Genomic DNA, 17488 nt, shown 5'->3' on the forward strand with positions numbered 1-17488 from the left:
TGGCAATCTGCTATGGCTGGCTGTTAGCGGCAGGGGCAGGCAAGATGCAGAATTCGTTTCCCGACGGATCCAAAAATACTCGCCAGGGAACCTCGCCCCATTTGTGATCAAGTTCAGTTCCACCCTGCTCTTGAACCATTTCCACAATCTGCCTGGGGTCATCTCCCGGCTCCAGCCGCAGATCGAGATGGACCGAAGACTTGGCTGCGGTTTTAGGCTGCGTTTCGGGAACCAGCCTGATTAGCGCTCCGGTACCGCTAGGGTGCACCAGAACGGTCGGGTCCTGGGAATCAGTGCGAAAACCGGTGAGATTTGCCCAAAACTGCGCGTCGCGTTCTGGATCGGCGCTGTGCAATTCTACGGCGAATAAATTCAGCGGGCGCCCTCTTTCGGCAGAGCCATTCAGGACGAAGTACTGCCGGCCCGCGATGTCAGTGCGCTCTTCGCGAGGCGGATTCTTCTTGCCGGCATCCGATGATGCGGTACGGCCGCTGGAAGCTAATACCGGATAGACCCGTTGTGAAGCGGGTTCGGGATCGCTGACCGTGGGAAAACATAAATCCAGATATCGTTCGCCGGAGAATTGAAGCCGGGTTTCCAGCCCTCCTTCGTTGTCCGTAAAGGTTTCGGTATCCAGCAGTTCTTCCCAATACTTGCCCTGCTCGTGTGGCATCGCAGCATCAAAAACCAGGTTCTCCCAGTACATCTAGCCTCACTCATTCTTGTGCCGGCAGCTGGCACCTTTCCAGCGGCCTATTGGCCCGCCGCACCCAACTTCATTGCGGCAGGACCAATTTCAGCGGTTACTATTTTCTAGCTCTGGCGCCATGCGCTGAGCTGCTGGGAAGAAACTTCGGCCAGCCATTTCTGCCATAGCGGCCCGAAACTCACGCGCCGCACTCCAAGTTTGCGCAAAGCCGAAAGGTCCCCGGCAGCGTGCGCTGTGACCGGGTGAGCCGTGACATTCATGGGAATCGAGACAGCTTGAACTGCTTGTTCCACCTGATCTGCTGTTGAGAGGGCCACCGGGTAAACGCTGCGGGCACCGGCTTGTTCAAGCAGCTTGATTCGCTCGATAGCTTCAGCAAAAGGGTCCGCGAAGTGCTCGGTAAGTTTCACTGCGTCGGTGCGCCCATTGATCACAAAATCCACGCCGGCTGCATCCGCGGCTGCTCGAACGCCATGGATGTAGTCTGCATGTTCTTGGCGGGCACGCACGCGCTTGCCTTCCCTGTGCACGACATCTTCAATATTGACCCCGACCGCGCCTGCCGCAAATACACGCTCGAACAATTCTTGCGGGCTCAAGCCATACCCGGATTCCACGTCTGCACTCACGGGCACGTTCACCGCCGAGGTGATCCGCTGGACTACAGCAAGGTAGTCGGCAAAATCCATCTTTTCCCCATCAGCGCTGCCGATGGAATCTGCGACCGGATGGCTGCCAATCGTCAAGCTGGCAAACCCGGCATCGGCGGCCAATGCGGCACTGAAGGTATCCCACACTGTGGGCATGACTAGAAGATCACCAGATTCGTGCTGGTTCGCCAGTGTCCGGGCACGTTCTTTAAAATCCGACAAAGCTGCCTCCTGAAGAAAGTGGTTCGAGCCCAGTCTACGGAGCCTGAACCACTTGCCAACAGGTCAAAGGCAATTTTTCAGCCTCAAGCGGATGCAGCCACCTGGGCTAGCGGCTTGACCATGATCAAACACGGGGTCCCAGGTCCCCAAAGCTCGGTTTCTTCCAGTGAAAGGAACCCCAGCTTTTCGTAGAATCTCCTCGTCTTGGCATAGCCGGCATCAGGATGCGAAGCACCTAGCGTCTTGACCTGCATCAGCCTCACGTTCCCGGCGAGCGCATCGCGCTCAATGGCCGCAACAAGTTCGCTGCCGATTCCAAGTCCATGGTGCGCCCGATCCACCACAATGAGGTGTATCTCAATGGCTTGCGGAAAGTGGCGATCTACCAGGGCCACTGCGATAACCTGCTGCTGGGTGTCGCGAACTGTCCAGGTTTCCTTGGAGCTCGCTGCCCGGATGTATTGCGCGTTGGATTCTTGCTGGGCAAACCATTCGGGCACGCTGGCTAGCAGCCGTGCAACGTCCTCCGGCACGGGTTCATCACGCTTCGCAATAATATCGCTGGGATTCACTGGTTCATTGCCCCTTCACCGGAAACAGGCGCATTCAAGGCATAAACCAATGACTCTTTCCTTCCTTCAGCGGCCGGTTCAATGGCCACCCGGCGCTGGACAAATCTAAATCCAGATTTTTCCAAGACGCGAATGGAAGCAGCATTCCCGGGGTCGCAGGTGGCTTCAACCCTGGTGAGACCCAATTTTTCGAACCCCAGCTTGAGCAGCAAATTTGCTACTTCAGTAGCAAGACCTTGACCCCAATATTCCTGGCTCAAGGTATAGCCCATCTCCCCTGCCCTTTGCCGTTCGCCGGTTCGCCAAATGGCGGCGGAACCTATGACCTTCCCTGCCACCATCACTGCCGCAATGATCCGTCCGGGCTGCAGTTCCATCGCATCGGCGAGGAATTCCTCGGTTTCAGCGAGAGTGTTCGGCCCCCAGGTGCTATAGCGGCAGACCTCGGGATTTGATGTGTAGGAGTGAACAGCCGCAAGATCGCTTCTGAGGAATTCTGCGAGCTCGACTCTTCGGCCAATGGCCATGACTTGCCGGGATCCAGCTAGAGGCGATGCCGGTCTTTGCCTGTATTGGCCTTCAGATCCAGATTTGATGACTCATTCCTTAGGTTTGTCGGGGCCTTTGCGGATGAAGCGCCGCAGCCTGGCGCCAGGTTCGGGGCCGGACCCTATCTGATTCCACAGCTTACCTGTGAGGATATTTCGCAGCTGTTAAGCGCGTTTGAGATTCTGAGTTGTTTTTGGAATCGTGGCACCCACATGCCCTGACCTTGGTATGTCCGCAACCGGAAGGAGAGCCACCGTGCTCGCACTGACCGATCAAGCAGCATCCATCGTGACCGCTATCGTCACCAACCAGTCCGAGGCCGAAAAGGCTGGCCTGCGCATCCACCAGGCAGAAAAGACCAACACGCCTGAGGAAGCAGCCTTGGCCATTCAGATCGTTCCCGAGCCGGAGGAAACCGATACGGTTATTTCCGGCGAAGGCAGCCCGGTCTACCTTGATGAACTAGTGGCCGACGAGCTAGACGACAAGGTACTGGACGCCGCCGTTGATGAACAGGGAAGCGTCAGCTTCCAAATCCTCGTACAGAACTGACCCGCTCTGGCTGGGAACCCCAAATGCTTCCAATGGGAGCCGCCTGTTCTGGCGGCTCCCATTGATTTTGAGGTTCATGTTCGGCTGATTCGCGCATTGTCGGATTCCGGTAAAGAATGGCCTCATGCCTTTTGCCGATCAGCTCATTGGCGTTCCTGTCGCCGAGCAACTTATCCGAGAGCTGCAGGACGCTGCCCCTGAGCATGCCTTGAACTCCCTGAACGCTGCAACAAAAAATCTGCCTGATTTGAGTTTGCGGGAACGCTCAGATGCACTGCGCGACGGGCTCCTGGCGGACTTCCCGGAGAACTACTCCCAGCTCGCCGACGTCATCAAGGCAGCAGCACATGAATCGCCGTCCTTCACCGGTTGGATGATCTGGCCGGTCACCTCGGCCCTGGCCACTCGTGCTGCGAGTGAAAATACGCAGGCCACGTTCGAGGATGCAATGGACATGCTGGCCTTGCTCACCCCTCGCTTGAGCTCAGAATTCGCAATCCGCGTCCTGCTCAAACACGACCTTGAGGCAGCCCTGCGTTTTGCACAGCAATGGACTGCCTCGCCCGATGAGCATGTGAGGCGGCTGGCCAGTGAAGGAACCCGCCCGTATTTGCCATGGGCTGCTCGTGTCCCGCAAATTATCAAGAATCCCACGCTCACCATTCCAGTCTTGGACGCCCTGTACCGAGATCCAAGCGAGTACGTTCGACGTTCGGTTGCAAATCATCTCAATGATCTGAGCCGCCACGATCCCGAGCTGGTCCTGCACACCGCACAGCGTTGGTTGCGGGCTGCAGATTCGACCACTTTGGCCGTGGTGAAGCACGGACTTCGGACCCTGGTCAAGCGAGGCAATCCTGAAGCCTTGGCATTGCTCGGCTTTGGCACCCCGACCGTGGAGATCGACGGTCCGCACATTGCCCACCCGCAGGTGCCGTGGGGCGCAGAGGTCGCTTTCACCGCGACCGTGCGCAACACCGGCACTGAGCCAATGCCCCTTGCCATCGACTACGTGCTGCACCACCGCAAGGCCAACGGATCAACAACTGCCAAGGTTTTCAAGCTCACCACACGCACCCTGTCCCCCGGCGAAGAATTGGAGATCAATCGGTCCCATTCGTTCAGGGCGATTACCACCCGGCGCTATTACCCCGGCACCCACTCGGTGGCCCTTCAAGTCAATGGGTTGCCTACCGGAAAAACAGAGTTTGAGCTGATGGCTGCTTTAACCGACTAGCGGCATTGGCGAGCCACCCGCGCGTGGAGGGCAATTGGCGGTGACGAGCAGGTTTTTGTCGGGCACTTCTCTTGTATTTTTGCCTCCAGTAGACGATTGTTCATGTTAGGAGCAAAGGAGCGCACCGTGGCCATGGAAGCAGCAAGTCGCAACGATTGGGCCACGGTCCCGAACGCGATCACGCTGCTTCGCTTCTTCCTTGTCATCCCAATCTGCATTTTTTTGATCTCTGATTCACGTCCGACTTTAACTGCAGTACTATTGCTGGCCTTTGGGCTCAGCGATTGGGTGGACGGGTTTATTGCTCGTAAATTTTCCCAAGTCTCGAGCCTGGGCATATTGCTTGATCCCATAGCTGACCGCTTGGGTATCGTCGCTATCGCCGTGGCCCTCGTTGCCGGTGGATTCATCCCTGTGTGGATCGGTGTGGTGATTTTCTTAACCGACTTGATCTTGCTCTGCGCCTACTTTTTCCTGCGATTGAGCGAACCGCCAAGTTCAACTCTCCTCGGCAAGTTCCGGACAGCATTGATCATGCTGGGACTGGCCTTCGTCGCGGCCGGACGGATTGACCAACTCTCCATCTTCTATGTTCCAGGCATCTATATCCTCTATGCCGGGGCACTGCTGCACGTCGTGGTGGGGTTCGGCTACCTCCGGTACATGCGAAGTGAAGCCAGAACCGCCAACCACCCCGGCGAGGAGACCAAACCCTAGGGGTCTATGCGGTCCCCATCCCCGGCAGAAAATGTGGAACGAGAATAGGCACTTCAGCGTCCGCCGCTCGGATCCAGAACTCGCGCTTGCACCGCCAAAGGGCACCGATGCGAAATGATCCGATGCTGTTGCTGGATTATTCTCCGGCCAGCAGGGTCAATTGCTGGATTTTGGGTTTCCACAACGCCGCCCGTGCTGCGGTGAACTCCAGCTGATGCTCGCTCCCCAGCTCATCTAGCGCCCTGATGTAATCCGGGACAATTTCTCTCGGAATCCGTAATCCCATGGTGAGGTGCGGTATCCACCGTGGACCGCGCCCGTGGATATTCAGCGCGCTGATTTCCCTGGCTGCGATTTCAAGGTCATCGGTGGTTTCCATAAGCCACGCAACGGTCTGTTTGCGCTTGGTTCCAAAAACCACTGTGCCAACGCGTCGAAGACTAGCCGGAACGGCCGCTGGAAGCAGTTGAGCCGCACGCAGCGCGACTTCATCAGATAATTCCGGTGCAAAGGTGATAGTGATGTGCGGAGTTTGATTTTGCCTAGGAAATCCACGCGATTCCAGGTCAGCAAAGATTCCCCGAAGCTGCTCTTCTTCCTGCGCTTCCAGGTACAACAGAATGTTCTCAGGTGATCTGCTCATCGTCCTACATCCGGCTACGCATTGCAGCGGTAGCGTCCTTCGGCCATCTGACAGGTTCCTTCATCCGTGGGGCCCTACTTTGCAATCTTTTCATTCCACGCCACAAGTTCTTGACCAGAACTACGCCCAGCGTTCCTGGAACGCTGTCGGCGCATCTGCTGCCGAGAACATTGCTGCTGGCTCGCGGTTCTCATGCTGTGATGATAGCAAGCACCCGGAGAGCGGAAAGTGCAAGGAATGCCGCCGCCCGTTGGTTGACGGTGCGGTCGATCAGGGACAGGATGAGCCTTGGAAGCACCGCTTCCAAGGACATCGGACGACCCCCATGCAGCCGCAGGTTCGCAATCATCCAATGAGGTGCTACAGACATGGCAACATATGCAATCAATGGTGTCCAACTAGGCGCGGAAAGCTTTGGCGACCCCGCCGATCCCCTCATGCTATGCGTTGGCGGGACGACCATGCTCTCGTGGCCTGATGCACTGTGCGAAGCGCTTTCCTCTTCCGGCCGGCATGTAGTCCGCTACGACCTGCGTGATAGTGGCCAATCGACAACGCTGGACCCGATGAATCCCTCATATACCTTGCGTGATCTGGCCAACGATGCCGCATCGCTTGCCCAGGCCTTTGACCAGCGGCGGGCACACCTGGCCGGCATCGGTGTAGGTGGCATGGTTGCGCAAGTTGCCGCCTTGGAGCATCCCGAAGCGTTCTCGGCGCTCACCCTGTACGGGACACGGCCTGTTGCACCAGGCCCGGTAGATGACGATCTTCCGGATCATGACCAAGCCACCATGGGCCAATTGTTTTCTCGCCCGATGCCGGATTGGGCCGATCGCGAGGCAGTGGCCGAGCATGCTGCGCAAGGCGCCAGCATCTTAAGCAATGATCCACACGAGGCCCGGCTCCTGGCAGCGCGCATTTGGGACCGAACGCCAGATCCTTCCGCATCCATCCACATGGCCAACCAGCTTGGCATGGTCTTTTCACGGCTCGACTGAACTCCGCGTTGGCGCGAACGCCTCGGCGGGATCACGCAATCGACGCTGGTGGTCCACGGAGCCAAGGACCCTTTCTTTCCAGTCGGCAACGGGCAGGCCTTGGCACGCGAGATTCCCGAGGCCACGTTGCTTGTGCTGGAGCAGGCATCTACTGCCCTTCCTGGACCAGCGGTTTCCCAGGTCGCCCAGGCAATGCTTGAGCTGGCCGACCTTCCCTAGACAATGGCCATGCTCTTGGGCATTGTTGTTCAAGCAACCACTAATGACTTGAGCATTTTTTGGAGGAACCTCATGGCCGAGGCATACATCATCGATGCACTGCGCACTCCAGTGGGAAGGCGCGGAAAGTCGCTCGCGGATCTGCACCCATTGGATCTCGCTGCAGCTCCGCTCGCCGAACTTATCCAGCGCAATAACGTTGATTCCAAAGAATATGACGAGTTCATTCTCGGCTGCATCGACCAAGTAGGCCCGCAAGCCATGGACATCGCGCGCAATGCATGGCTCGCTGCCGGGCTGTCCGAAGAAGTCCCGGGAACCACTGTGGAACGCCAATGCGGCTCCGGCCAGCAGGCAGTCTCCTATGCGGCCCAAGCGGTGATGAGCGGCAGCAGCGATCTTGTGGTGGCTGGCGGTGTCCAATCGATGTCCAGCATCCCGCTTTCCTATTCCAACTCCGCAGCTGCAGATTTTGGCTTCCCGGACCCTTATCGAGGTTCCAGGCTCTGGGCCGCCCGCTACGGCGATCAGGAGATCTCGCAGTTTCGTGGTGCGGAAATGATGGCCAAGCATTGGGGATTATCGCGCGAACAGCTCGAGGACTTCGCTGTCGGCTCCCACGAACGGGCGCTCAAAGCCCAGGCGCTTGGATATTTTGACCGTGAGATCTTGGCTCTTGGCCAATTGCAGGCGGATGAAGGCCCCAGGGCTGTGGATCGCGGCAAGATGGCCAGCTTGTCCCCCATAGTCGAAGGCGGACTGCATACTGCTGCCACTGCTTCGCAAATGTCTGATGGCGCGGCCATGCTCCTGATTGCCTCGGAAGCCGCGGTCAAGCGATACGGTTTGAAGCCACGAGCGCGCATCCACCATGTCTCCGCGCGGGGCGATGATCCAATCATGATGCTCTCAGCACCAATTCGCGCCACCAAGTATGCGCTGGAACGCACGGGCATGTCTTTAAAGGACATGGACCGCATTGAAATCAATGAAGCGTTCGCAGCGGTCGTCCTGGCATGGCAGAAGGAAACCGGCGCGGACATGTCCAAGGTCAATGTCAACGGCGGTGCCATCGCCCTAGGCCATCCCATCGGCGCCACCGGGGCCCGTTTGTTGACCTCGTTGCTGCATGAGCTGGAACGCAGCGGCACCAAGTGGGGCCTGCAAACGATGTGCGAAGGCGGCGGGCAGGCAAACGTCACCATCATTGAACGGCTTTAGCGTTGCGCCGGAGCGGGAATATCTGCGGGCCATATGCGCCGCTGGGAAAGGGCAGGAATCGTGACCACTGATCCTTGGAAAGCCTACGACCTGAGCCAGCCGCTGGACACCGACTATCTATCGGCCTTCGCAGGAATCACCCCGGCGGACCGGGGCCATTGGCAGCGGGCCCGGCTATTTGCCCAGGAAGTCATCCCGGTCATCAATGGGCACTGGGACGCAGCGCACTATCCAACGGAATTGGTCCGGCGGATGGGCGAGCTGGATCTGCTGACCGATGGCCTGGAGATTCCCGGTCATGCGGTGTTCTCCCCGCTCGCCGCAGGCCTGGTGGCCATGGAGATTTCCCGGGCGGACGGATCGATGGCCGCCGCCGCCGGAGTGCAGGGAGGACTGGTTCTGCGCAGCTTGAAGCTCTTTGGCACCGCGGAACAACAAGAGCGCTATCTCGAACCGGTCGCCACCGGAACACTCCTGGGCGGATTTGCGCTCACCGAGCCACACCATGGTTCTGACTCCGTCAGCCTGGAAACCAGCGCTCGCTTGCAAGGCGACCAGTGGATTCTCAACGGCCACAAGAAATGGATTGGCAATGGAGCAGCTGGCGGCATCACCGTTGTGTGGGCCCGGGACCAAGCCGACGGGCAAATCAAGGGATTCATCGTTGAGCAGCAAGCTCCGGGATATGAGGCCACTCCCGTTCGCGGCAAGGGCGTGCTCAGGGCCATCGAGCAAGCGGAGATCAGGCTCCACGAGGTGCGCGTGCCGCGTTCTGCCCTGCTGGCCAACGCGGATTCTTTCAAGGATGTATCGAAGGCGCTGGTTGATACCCGGGTCAATGTGGGCTGGTCTGCGCTGGGCCACGCATTGTTCGTATTTGAAGCCGCGCTTCAATATGCCAAGCAGCGCGAACAGTTCGGCAAGCCGCTGGGCGCCCATCAAATGGTGCAAGAGCGCCTGGCACAAATGCTCGCAGAGCTGACCAACATGCAGCTGCAGTGTGCCGCGGTGGCGGCCGAACAATCCGCTGGCAGGCTTCGTCCGGCACAGGCCTCATTGCTCAAGTATCACAACACCCGGGCCGCCCGGCGCGTCGCGGCGACGGCGAGGGATATGCTCGGCGGCAACGGGATTCTGCTGGAGAACCATGTGATCCGCCATGTGGGGGACATCGAAGCGCTGCATACCTATGAAGGCACCGAATCGGTGCAGGCGCTGATCTTGGGCCGCGATCTGACCGGGATGAGCGCGTTCGGCTGAAACCGTCAGCCTTGATCGCCTACGATGAGCTGTACCGTCGAAGTTCTAGTGCAAAGGATTGAATATGGCGTATCTGGTCGATTTCAAGGATGTCTCCACCGCGGGATTCGAATCCTCCCCCGCGGCCCAGGCTCTTGCCGGATTGCGGGCCAATGAGGCCCGCTACCTGAAGAACAAATTCGATTACGATCTGGTGCTTGAAAACGCCTCGGATGCCGACGGCGTCATCGCGTGGGTCCACAACATCTTGGCCGAGGAACGTGATCTCCACATCGCTTCCCGCCCCTTGCAGGCCTGTGCTTTTGAAGCCGACGGAGCCAAGCGCGCCTACGTCTTCTACGAGTCGGGGCTGTCCATCAACGTGCTCTACGGACTAGCCGACGGGGAAAAACGTGCCGTGGGGTTCAAGCTGTCTGATGGCATGGAAGTTCCCGAGGAGCTCGCCGACAAATTCAAGTTCGCACGCCAGAAGTCCAAACTGGCCGGCACCATCCGCGGATCCTATTTCGTCATCAAGAACGAGTACTAGTCCCCAACTGGGCGTACACGTCTTGGGCCGCTTCGCGCAGGAATTGAGCTGGCCAGATTTGCAGCAGTCCAGCAGAAAAACGGATCTTCCCGGCCGGGATCTCTTGCGCGTGGGCGGCGCTCAATTCATCGGCGAGCAGTTCAAGCTGCTGCTGTTGCCGAACAACGAAAGCGCGATCCACCTGCGTGCCATGCCCAGGAATAATGGCATCGGACTTGCCGATCCGCTCCAGCAGGGATTCGAGGACCAGTGGCCACCCCAGCGGATGCGCGCCGGATCCGAACATCGGCGGTCCTGATTCTTCAATGATGTCGCCGAGGAACCAGATCCCTGCATCCGGGATGCGCACTGCAAGATCCGTATCGGTATGGCCCGGCGCCAGCGGCAACAACTCGATATCCCGGCCTCCCGGGCCAATGGTGATTGGCGCTTCGACCGGGACGGAGGGCGGTGTAAGAACCACCTCTTGCCACGACTTGTCAGGCTCCGTGCCGGGATGGTTCTTGACCTTGTCCAGACGGGGTTTCTCGTAGTTCGCATAGTGCCGGGCAATCAAATGGTGCCCATAGATGGGGATGCCTTTGGCCTTGAAGACCTGGTTGCCGAAACTATGGTCGTAGTGGGCGTGGGTATTGATGGCGGCCATTATGGGCAGCCCGAAGCCTTCGGCCACATCCTCGATGATCGCCAAGGCCTCGGCGGGATTATTGCGAGTATCAATGACCACGGCTCCGGCGGGTCCCAAAACCAGTCCGATGGAAACATCCAGCGGGTCATAGCGCCGCTGGAATACGCCATTGCCTACTTCAATCCACTGGCCACTGCCCATGTCCGCTCCCCCTGTTCCCGCAGATGAGGCCTACTGCCCACCACGCCGCACAGCTTGGTGAACCAGATCTGATACTAGCGCGGTTTCCGCCACCTGTCCTTGCAGGCTCTTTCTGATTCGCCCGCGGGAGGACAGTGCTCCTGGGCCGCGGCGAAGCCGTTTGGACATGGGGTGTGCTTCTTCGCGACAGGGCGGAATACCGCCAAATTCTCGCATGGCTTCCACCAGATGGCTAGGCTGGGATCATGGCCACAGTAATTCTTGTGCGGCACGGCCGCACTACCGCCAACGCCTCTGGTGTTCTGGCCGGACGAGCCTCTGGAGTAAGCCTCGACGAAACTGGCAAAACGCAGGCCGCAAGAACTGCGCTGCGGCTGGCCGAGGTGCCACTGGCAGGTATCGTTTCAAGCCCGCTGGAACGCTGCCAGCAGACAGCCCAACATATTATCCAAGCGCAAAAGAACGCACCAGAACTGCTGCTTGCACCAGAGCTCACCGAGTGCGATTATGGCGCCTGGCAAGGCAGCGCCCTGGCCGAGCTTTCAACCCAGGCATTGTGGTCGCAGGTGCAGGCCAACCCCTCTGCTGTCACTTTCCCGCAGGGCGAGTCGATGGCGGGCATGCAAGCACGGGCCGTTGCCGAGATCCGGCGCCTTGACGCCGGATTCGAGGCGGAACATGGAATGGGAGCGGTGTGGGTTGCCGTGAGCCATGGCGATATCATCAAGTCGGTACTGGCTGATGCGTTGGGCATGCACTTGGACCTGTTCCAGCGCATCAACGTCGGCCCGGCGTCTGCATCGATTGTCCACTACGGTTCAGGTTCGCCTCGTGTGCACTCGGTTAATACTGGCGACGGGGACCTGTCTTGGCTAGCCCCGGGATTGCAAGCAGCTGACGCCCCTGTGGGTGGCGGAGCGGGAAACTAAGGAAGTAGACATGGCGAGCGAAGTCCACGAATTCAACTGGCCGGATCGAGTAGTCATTGGCACCATCGGCGAGCCCGGTTCTCGCACCTTTTATCTGCAAGCGCGCGCCGGATCAGACTTGACCAGCATTGCCCTGGAAAAGCAGCAGGCAGCTGTCGTGGCGGAAATGATCGATGAGATTCTCGACCAGGTCGCGACCGTTGCGGGGAATTCTTTCAGCGTTCCGACCCATACTCCAGTGGAGCTGGTGGATAACGATCCGTTGGAAGAGGTCGACGAAGCCTTCAGGGTCGGCTCGTTGAACCTGGGATGGGATGCCACCGTGGCCCAGGTGGTGCTGGAAGCCTTTTCCCTTGACGAAGCCCATCCCGAAGACGAGCCTGAGGCAGTCATGCAGGTTCGCATGCCCGTGGGCACGGCGCGGGCCTTTGCCATGCGCACCCACGAAGTTGTTGCCGCCGGCCGCCCGGTCTGCTCGTCGTGCGGCTATCCAATCGATCCAGAGGGACATGCCTGCCAGGACCCTGAGCTTTCATGACCCAGCCGGATCTGCTCGCCGGCCAACTCGAACTCACCGGCCGTATCGCCACGGCATCCAATGCCACCTTTTTGGGCACCATCGGAGGGTTGAACGTGGTCTACAAGCCCATTGCCGGTGAAAAGCCGCTCTGGGATTTCCCGCAGCACACCCTGGCCAACCGCGAGGTTGCCGCCTACCTCGTCTCCGAGGCGCTGGGCTGGAACCTTGTCCCGCAGACCTGGCTGCGCGATGGCCCCTTTGGCGAAGGCATGGTGCAGCTGTGGCAAGAAGTGGACTCCGAGCAGCATGCGGTGGATCTCGTGGCCACCGGCAATCTCCCCGCCAAAGGCTGGAAGACGGTCTTGCACGGGCAAGACGACACGGGGCGCCAGGTGAGCTTGCTTCATGAGGACACCACTGCGCTGCGCCGAATGGCGGTCTTCGACATCGTGGCCAATAATGCGGACCGCAAGGGCGACCACGTGCTGGCGATGCCTGACGGCCACCGTTATGGAGTAGACCATGGGCTGAGCTTCCATGATGAGCACAAGCTTCGCACGGTGCTTTGGGGGTGGATTGGCCTGCCGCTGGACGACGAAGAACTCTCCGGCATTGACCGGGTCAATACCGCATTGGGCTCAACGCTGGGCGAGAAATTGGGCAAGCTGCTCAGCGATGTGGAGCTCGAAGCTTTGCAGCAGCGGTGCCTCCAGCTTCGCCAGGATGCCCGTTTCCCCGGCCCGAGCGGTGACATGCCAGCGGTCCCCTGGCCGCTGTTCTAAATAGGCCCGGTTGATGCCTCTGAGCTGCAGCCAAGCTTTCGGCGCCAGATCCGCGAGCCGGATTCCACCGTCCCCTGTCGATGCGCTGCCATCTGGCTCGTGGGCTGATAGCCCATCTTCTTCCAGAATGGTTCAGCCACGTCCGCATTCGTATCCACGATGGCCAGCCGAAGGCAGCCGAGGCCGTCGACTCCGCGCAATTCCGTGACGATGGCTTCATGCAGCCTTCGTCCGAGCCCCTCGCCAACCCGCTGGGAGTCGGTCATGAGCAGCCCGATATGCGCGGTCCCTGGCTCGGGCCAGCCAATGATGACATCTGCGAAGGCCAGCAATCGATTGCCTTCCCACAATCCATAGCCACGCTTCTGGGCGGCATCAGCATTGGGTGGCAGCGCCGTGAGCGCTTCCTGCGCCGCTCCGGGCTCAACGCCATGGCCCTGGATGCGCACTGCATAGCCTGCGTTGGATTCCATGAGCCGTTGCAAGGCGCGCGCATCCTGAAGTCCGACAAGCCCGAAGATGCTCATGCTGCCCGCGCTTCAAAAATCATAAGCGTTTGGCTTCCGTCAAATGGTGTCCGGTTCCAGTCACCCCAGATTCCATTGACCTTGAATCCAGCTGCCTGCAGCTGGATTTCCAGTTGTGTGACGGTGCGGAAAGCCAGCACCAGATCTTCATGCACTGTCGCTCCCGTGGTCGCGAATTTCGAGAATGATTCGAGGAGTATCTTCCCTTCACCGAGTTCTTGAACCTGGCACCATTCAGTCACCGGTCCAAATGGCGTGCTTCTGGTGGATGGCTCCTCGCGCGCCCAGGAATCCCACGCTCGTCGTTCCGGGTTTCGGCTTTCAAAAGCGAGAACAGATCCGGAGGACAGGCTGCGCCTCAAATCCTGCAAGGTTCGTTCCCACTGCTGGTCCGGAATGTGCTGCACTACGTTGCCCGTCATGACCGCCAAATCGAACAACCCATGGTCAAGGGCGCTTGAGTCGCCCTGGACCCATAGGACTTCGCTGGCGCCGGATCGCTGGCGGGCATAGCCAAGCATGGTCGGCGATGGATCCATGCCCACGACTTCACGCCCTTCCTGCGCCAAGGTGACGGTGAGAATTCCGGTGCCGCAACCGAGATCCAAAACGCGCTGCACACCAGGCCGAACGGCGAGGGATCGGTAGTAGTCGTGGTCGGGCCCGTCAGGATTTTCTCCGTCATACAACGCGACAATTCGAGGGTCGTAATCAGCCAAGTAATTCTCGATTCATTGATTGTCATGCACCTCGCTGTCGGGCGCAATTAGCGAAGTCGAAGGAGCCATGATTTCGATGCGATTCCCGAAACTGTCGCGGGCATGAAATCGAATATACCCTTCGAAAGATTCCCGCTCTGCCCATAAGACCTCAAAGCCGCCTGACTTGATCCGGTGTGCCGTGGCCTCTAGCTCTGCCAAGGAATCGCACACGAGTCCTGGATGCGCTTTGCGGGCGGGGTTGAATCGCTCCTCTACACCGAGATGGATTTCAGCGACGATGGCGTCGCCGTCATAGGCGCGAAACCAGCAGCCGCCGCGGCCCGCCAGGGCTTCAGGCTTATCCACCTCATGAAGCCCCAGGGCTTGGGCATAGAATCGGCGGGCTTCTGCTTCTTGCCCTTGCGGCATTGAGATTTGCACATGATGCAGTTTCACTTCTTGCTCCAAACCGCGCGTTAGTGAGTGATGCCAGTTGGCTAGTCCAGACAGCTTGGGTCCGCGAGTCCCAGCAGGAACTAGCTTTTGAAAAATTTCTTCAATCTCGTGATTAGCCCGTCTGCCCGCTGATCCCGTTGGTGCCGCAAGTCCCGTGCCGCTTCTTCTGCATACTCCAGTGCATAGTCATCCTGGCCATCAAAAGCCTGCAGAACTTCGCTCAGATCCCCAATGACCAGTAAATCAATATGGATTCCGGTGATTCGATCCTGCGCATCCCTCGTCTCCAGCACCGGAAATACCCTCCCGGGGCGGGCGATGAGAATTGCTATATTCTCTGCATCCGCTGCCTTGGGCAATCGGGTGAAGAGCGAGCCGAGCGGACCATCGATCTCCGTATCCATGCGGTCGAACCACCCTGTGCCATCGATCGGTGAAATCACCGAATCGAACCAGGTTCCAGGATCATCGGGCATGGCCCGAACGATGGCTTCGGCGTCCACCATTGCAACACTGGACATCTGTGACGACGGTATTCCCTGAAGACCCGGCATCGCGGCTACGCCCTCGACCGGGCGGACGCCACGTTCTAAACCGCCCGTGGCAAAAACCACTGGGTGGATCGAGGCAGTGGGCTCACCGGACAGCATCAGGCTCAGATAGGCTGGCCTGCTCATCGCCAGATCATAGCTTTCCGGAACCCGCGCAATCGTAGCTATCACCTTGTAGTCTCCCGGAGGGATGGTGAGCAGGCCTGGGTTCTGCAGATATAGCGGATCGCAAAGAGCCAGTTTGCCCGAGCGTACGCAGAGCGTTCCGAGTACATGCGTTTCGAGCGTTGCCGGTTGGCCGTCGGGCAGCCTGAATACACCTGTGCGCAAAGCGAATAATCCGTCGGGGCCCATCGCCATCCTTCCTCGTCCATTCCGTGTTTCAGGAAGCACTGTCGCCAGATTCAGCGTACCTCCCTCCAGAGTCTCCGGGCCTTCGGCGTTCAACTTTCATGGTCAAGGATCCAGTACGGGTGCAGAATGGGATTATGAACATTACGGATGTCTTTGCCGATTTCGCCATGCGCCCCGTGGAGGCCGTCCGCAATCTCCCCGCGCTTTCCGCCGATCAGCTTAATGCCCACCCAGCCGGGCACCCCAACTCGATCGCGTGGCTGCTGTGGCACACGGGAAGGGAAATCGATGTTCAGCTCGCCCACCTTGCCGGAGAGAAAGAAGTCTGGGAATCCTATCGCGGCAAATTTGGCCTGGGCGAACTCGGCGAATCCGTGGGGTACGGCCATTCAAGGGATCAGGCCCATCAGATCCAGGTTGCAGATCAGCAGTTGCTGGTGGACTATGTTCATGCCTCCCTGCAAGCTCTCATGAGCTACGCCCAAACGCTCACGGAAGAGGACTTGGACGAGGTGATTGACCACCACTGGGATCCCCCAGTGACTCGTGGTGTTCGCCTGGTCTCCGTCATTGATGATGCTACCCAGCACATCGCCCAAGCCGCCTATGCAGCCGGCGCTGTTGCAGGACAATAGCCGTAGCTGTGCAACACGTGCACTGTTGATGGCCATCAAGAACGCAGGAGCCCTGAGAAGTCATCGAGGTGTCTGCCAATGAAGCGGCCGACAAGCCATGGGCTGTCGTTCCCTGCTATTAGGGGTCCAGAGGGCAACCTGATGAACCTCTCCACGTCGATCAGCAACGCAGTGCAGTCTAGATTCCAAGCCAATTTCACGGCATGTTGAAATAAGTTCCGGCACGAGCCCGCAATCGAGCCAAAGCATCAGAAGCTCACTGACGGGCTTTCCTGTTCCACAGCTGATGCGTCAGTCCGCTGGATGTGCTGACCGATTCGATGGTGAACCGGTGTTCCATGCCAGCCAGATGATCCCAGATCCGTACCCCAGAGCCGAGCACGATCGGAACGATGACAATGTGCAGGAAGTCGATGAGATCAGTCCGCAGGAACTCGCCCACCGTCGACGGTCCTCCGCCGATCCGTACGTCCAACCCGCCGGCAGCGTCCTGTGCCAGGCGCAGCGCCTCGCGCGGCGATGCGTCTACGAAGTGGAAGCTGGTGCCATTGGCGAACTCGATGCTTTTGCGAGGGTAGTGGGTAAGGATGAAGCACGGGGTGCGGAAGGGCGGCGCGTCGCCCCACCACCCTTCCCATCCATCGTCAGGCCATTCCCCAGACTGCGGACCGAATTTCCGACGGCCCATGATTTCCGCCCCGACGCCTTGGCCCCACAGGCTGAACATGGCCTGATCTACCGTCGTCGGACCGTCAACGCCTTGAATGCCGTGAATGACACGTCCGTCGAATCTGGCGAACAGTGCCCCGGCAGCACCGATCGGCCTGTCGATCGTCACCTCATCTCCCGCTGCATATCCATCCGAGGAAACCAAGAGACTGTGAACTCGCGTGCGATGCATGGCATCTCCCTGAACGCTGGCAAAGTGAAATCACTCGAACACTAACCTCGAACAGTATCGCATGGCAAGCATTTCCGAGGACCATGAGCCGGCGGCCACCGCCAGTTCAGCGATCCAGGACCTGCCAGGCCACGGAGCTAGTTGGTAAAAAGCTCGGTACGGGCCACAACCCGGTCGCGCTCCGCGGCGAGCGCATTCCTCCAAGATTTCGCGAGCTGCGAA

The 17488-nt window shown here is 59.1% G+C and carries 22 protein-coding genes; 11 read left to right on the forward strand and 11 right to left on the reverse strand.

The window, feature by feature from the left end; all coding sequences use genetic code 11:
* Positions 1–10: 10 nt before the first annotated feature.
* The 4 genes from AC6CHO_RS01510 to AC6CHO_RS01525 form a co-directional block, all read right to left on the reverse strand.
* Positions 11–706 (reverse strand): VOC family protein, encoded by a 696-nt coding sequence (locus AC6CHO_RS01510; RefSeq protein ID WP_498213309.1) that lies wholly within the window; start codon positions 704–706, stop codon positions 11–13.
* Between the two features lie 107 nt (positions 707–813).
* Positions 814–1581 carry an isocitrate lyase/PEP mutase family protein gene (locus AC6CHO_RS01515; protein ID WP_498213311.1) on the reverse strand — a complete coding sequence of 256 codons (768 nt, stop codon included), beginning with the start codon at positions 1579–1581 and terminating at the stop codon, positions 814–816.
* Positions 1582–1664: 83 nt separating this feature from the next.
* Positions 1665–2153, reverse strand: a complete 489-nt coding sequence (locus AC6CHO_RS01520; RefSeq protein ID WP_498213313.1) for a GNAT family N-acetyltransferase — start codon at positions 2151–2153, stop codon at positions 1665–1667.
* Entirely contained in the window at positions 2150–2680 is a 531-nt protein-coding gene (locus AC6CHO_RS01525) for a GNAT family N-acetyltransferase (RefSeq protein ID WP_498213315.1), read from the reverse strand. The genes AC6CHO_RS01520 and AC6CHO_RS01525 overlap by 4 nt, the downstream gene beginning before the upstream one ends.
* A gap of 277 nt (positions 2681–2957) precedes the next feature.
* On the opposite strand from AC6CHO_RS01525, the gene AC6CHO_RS01530 reads away from it, so the two are divergent.
* From AC6CHO_RS01530 to AC6CHO_RS01540, 3 genes are all read left to right on the forward strand, one after another.
* Positions 2958–3254 carry a Fe-S cluster assembly protein HesB gene (locus AC6CHO_RS01530; protein WP_498213317.1) on the forward strand — a complete coding sequence of 99 codons (297 nt, stop codon included), beginning with the start codon at positions 2958–2960 and terminating at the stop codon, positions 3252–3254.
* A gap of 124 nt (positions 3255–3378) precedes the next feature.
* On the forward strand, positions 3379–4491 hold the full coding sequence (locus AC6CHO_RS01535) for a DNA alkylation repair protein (RefSeq protein WP_498213318.1): 1113 nt from the start codon (positions 3379–3381) through the stop codon (positions 4489–4491).
* A 102-nt stretch (positions 4492–4593) separates the two neighbouring features.
* A complete protein-coding gene (locus AC6CHO_RS01540) occupies positions 4594–5208 on the forward strand; it encodes a CDP-alcohol phosphatidyltransferase family protein (protein WP_498213319.1) in 615 nt (204 codons plus the stop codon).
* Between the two features lie 136 nt (positions 5209–5344).
* Here AC6CHO_RS01540 and AC6CHO_RS01545 read toward each other — a convergent pair whose 3' ends face one another.
* Positions 5345–5851 carry a 2'-5' RNA ligase family protein gene (locus AC6CHO_RS01545; RefSeq protein WP_498213321.1) on the reverse strand — a complete coding sequence of 169 codons (507 nt, stop codon included), beginning with the start codon at positions 5849–5851 and terminating at the stop codon, positions 5345–5347.
* A 368-nt stretch (positions 5852–6219) separates the two neighbouring features.
* Here AC6CHO_RS01545 and AC6CHO_RS01550 point away from each other — a divergent pair, with 368 nt between their 5' ends.
* The 4 genes from AC6CHO_RS01550 (at position 6220) to AC6CHO_RS01565 (ending at position 10081) form a co-directional block, all read left to right on the forward strand.
* The gene (locus AC6CHO_RS01550; RefSeq protein WP_498213323.1) at positions 6220–6852 is read left to right on the forward strand and encodes an alpha/beta fold hydrolase; all 633 of its coding nucleotides are present in this window, start codon (positions 6220–6222) and stop codon (positions 6850–6852) included.
* A 291-nt stretch (positions 6853–7143) separates the two neighbouring features.
* A complete protein-coding gene (locus AC6CHO_RS01555; RefSeq protein ID WP_498213325.1) occupies positions 7144–8292 on the forward strand; it encodes an acetyl-CoA C-acetyltransferase in 1149 nt (382 codons plus the stop codon).
* A gap of 33 nt (positions 8293–8325) precedes the next feature.
* The gene (locus AC6CHO_RS01560; protein WP_498213326.1) at positions 8326–9552 is read left to right on the forward strand and encodes an acyl-CoA dehydrogenase family protein; all 1227 of its coding nucleotides are present in this window, start codon (positions 8326–8328) and stop codon (positions 9550–9552) included.
* 64 nt (positions 9553–9616) lie between these two features.
* Positions 9617–10081 carry a DUF8821 family protein gene (locus tag AC6CHO_RS01565; protein WP_498213327.1) on the forward strand — a complete coding sequence of 155 codons (465 nt, stop codon included), beginning with the start codon at positions 9617–9619 and terminating at the stop codon, positions 10079–10081.
* Here the strand turns inward: AC6CHO_RS01565 and AC6CHO_RS01570 are convergent.
* Positions 10065–10910, reverse strand: coding sequence for an MBL fold metallo-hydrolase (locus AC6CHO_RS01570; RefSeq protein WP_498213328.1), 846 nt, complete (start codon positions 10908–10910; stop codon positions 10065–10067). The two genes, AC6CHO_RS01565 and AC6CHO_RS01570, sit on opposite strands and share 17 nt — an antisense overlap.
* A gap of 245 nt (positions 10911–11155) precedes the next feature.
* On the opposite strand from AC6CHO_RS01570, the gene AC6CHO_RS01575 reads away from it, so the two are divergent.
* The 3 genes from AC6CHO_RS01575 to AC6CHO_RS01585 are packed head-to-tail and all read left to right on the forward strand — an operon-like array spanning position 11156 to position 13141.
* A complete protein-coding gene (locus tag AC6CHO_RS01575) occupies positions 11156–11839 on the forward strand; it encodes an MSMEG_4193 family putative phosphomutase (RefSeq protein WP_498213329.1) in 684 nt (227 codons plus the stop codon).
* A gap of 10 nt (positions 11840–11849) precedes the next feature.
* The gene (locus AC6CHO_RS01580; protein WP_498213330.1) at positions 11850–12377 is read left to right on the forward strand and encodes a DUF3090 domain-containing protein; all 528 of its coding nucleotides are present in this window, start codon (positions 11850–11852) and stop codon (positions 12375–12377) included.
* Positions 12374–13141, forward strand: a complete 768-nt coding sequence (locus tag AC6CHO_RS01585) for an SCO1664 family protein (protein ID WP_498213332.1) — start codon at positions 12374–12376, stop codon at positions 13139–13141. The genes AC6CHO_RS01580 and AC6CHO_RS01585 overlap by 4 nt, the downstream gene beginning before the upstream one ends.
* Here AC6CHO_RS01585 and AC6CHO_RS01590 read toward each other — a convergent pair.
* The 4 genes from AC6CHO_RS01590 to AC6CHO_RS01605 form a co-directional block, all read right to left on the reverse strand.
* Positions 13138–13668, reverse strand: coding sequence for a GNAT family N-acetyltransferase (locus AC6CHO_RS01590; RefSeq protein ID WP_498213333.1), 531 nt, complete (start codon positions 13666–13668; stop codon positions 13138–13140). The genes AC6CHO_RS01585 and AC6CHO_RS01590 overlap by 4 nt on opposite strands.
* Positions 13665–14387: a class I SAM-dependent methyltransferase gene (locus AC6CHO_RS01595; RefSeq protein ID WP_498213334.1), complete on the reverse strand. Its 723-nt coding sequence runs from the start codon at positions 14385–14387 to the stop codon at positions 13665–13667. The genes AC6CHO_RS01590 and AC6CHO_RS01595 overlap by 4 nt, the downstream gene beginning before the upstream one ends.
* A gap of 12 nt (positions 14388–14399) precedes the next feature.
* Entirely contained in the window at positions 14400–14825 is a 426-nt protein-coding gene (locus tag AC6CHO_RS01600) for a VOC family protein (RefSeq protein WP_498213336.1), read from the reverse strand.
* An 80-nt stretch (positions 14826–14905) separates the two neighbouring features.
* Positions 14906–15823, reverse strand: coding sequence for a hypothetical protein (locus tag AC6CHO_RS01605; protein WP_498213337.1), 918 nt, complete (start codon positions 15821–15823; stop codon positions 14906–14908).
* Between the two features lie 41 nt (positions 15824–15864).
* Between AC6CHO_RS01605 and AC6CHO_RS01610 the strand changes: the two genes are divergently transcribed.
* Positions 15865–16365 (forward strand): mycothiol transferase, encoded by a 501-nt coding sequence (locus AC6CHO_RS01610; RefSeq protein WP_498213338.1) that lies wholly within the window; start codon positions 15865–15867, stop codon positions 16363–16365.
* Positions 16366–16621: 256 nt separating this feature from the next.
* Here the strand turns inward: AC6CHO_RS01610 and AC6CHO_RS01615 are convergent, their stop codons facing one another.
* Positions 16622–17266, reverse strand: coding sequence for a dihydrofolate reductase family protein (locus tag AC6CHO_RS01615; RefSeq protein WP_498213339.1), 645 nt, complete (start codon positions 17264–17266; stop codon positions 16622–16624).
* Between the last annotated feature and the right edge of the window lie 222 nt (positions 17267–17488).

It is taken from the genome of Glutamicibacter sp. GQ173 (assembly GCF_059759215.1).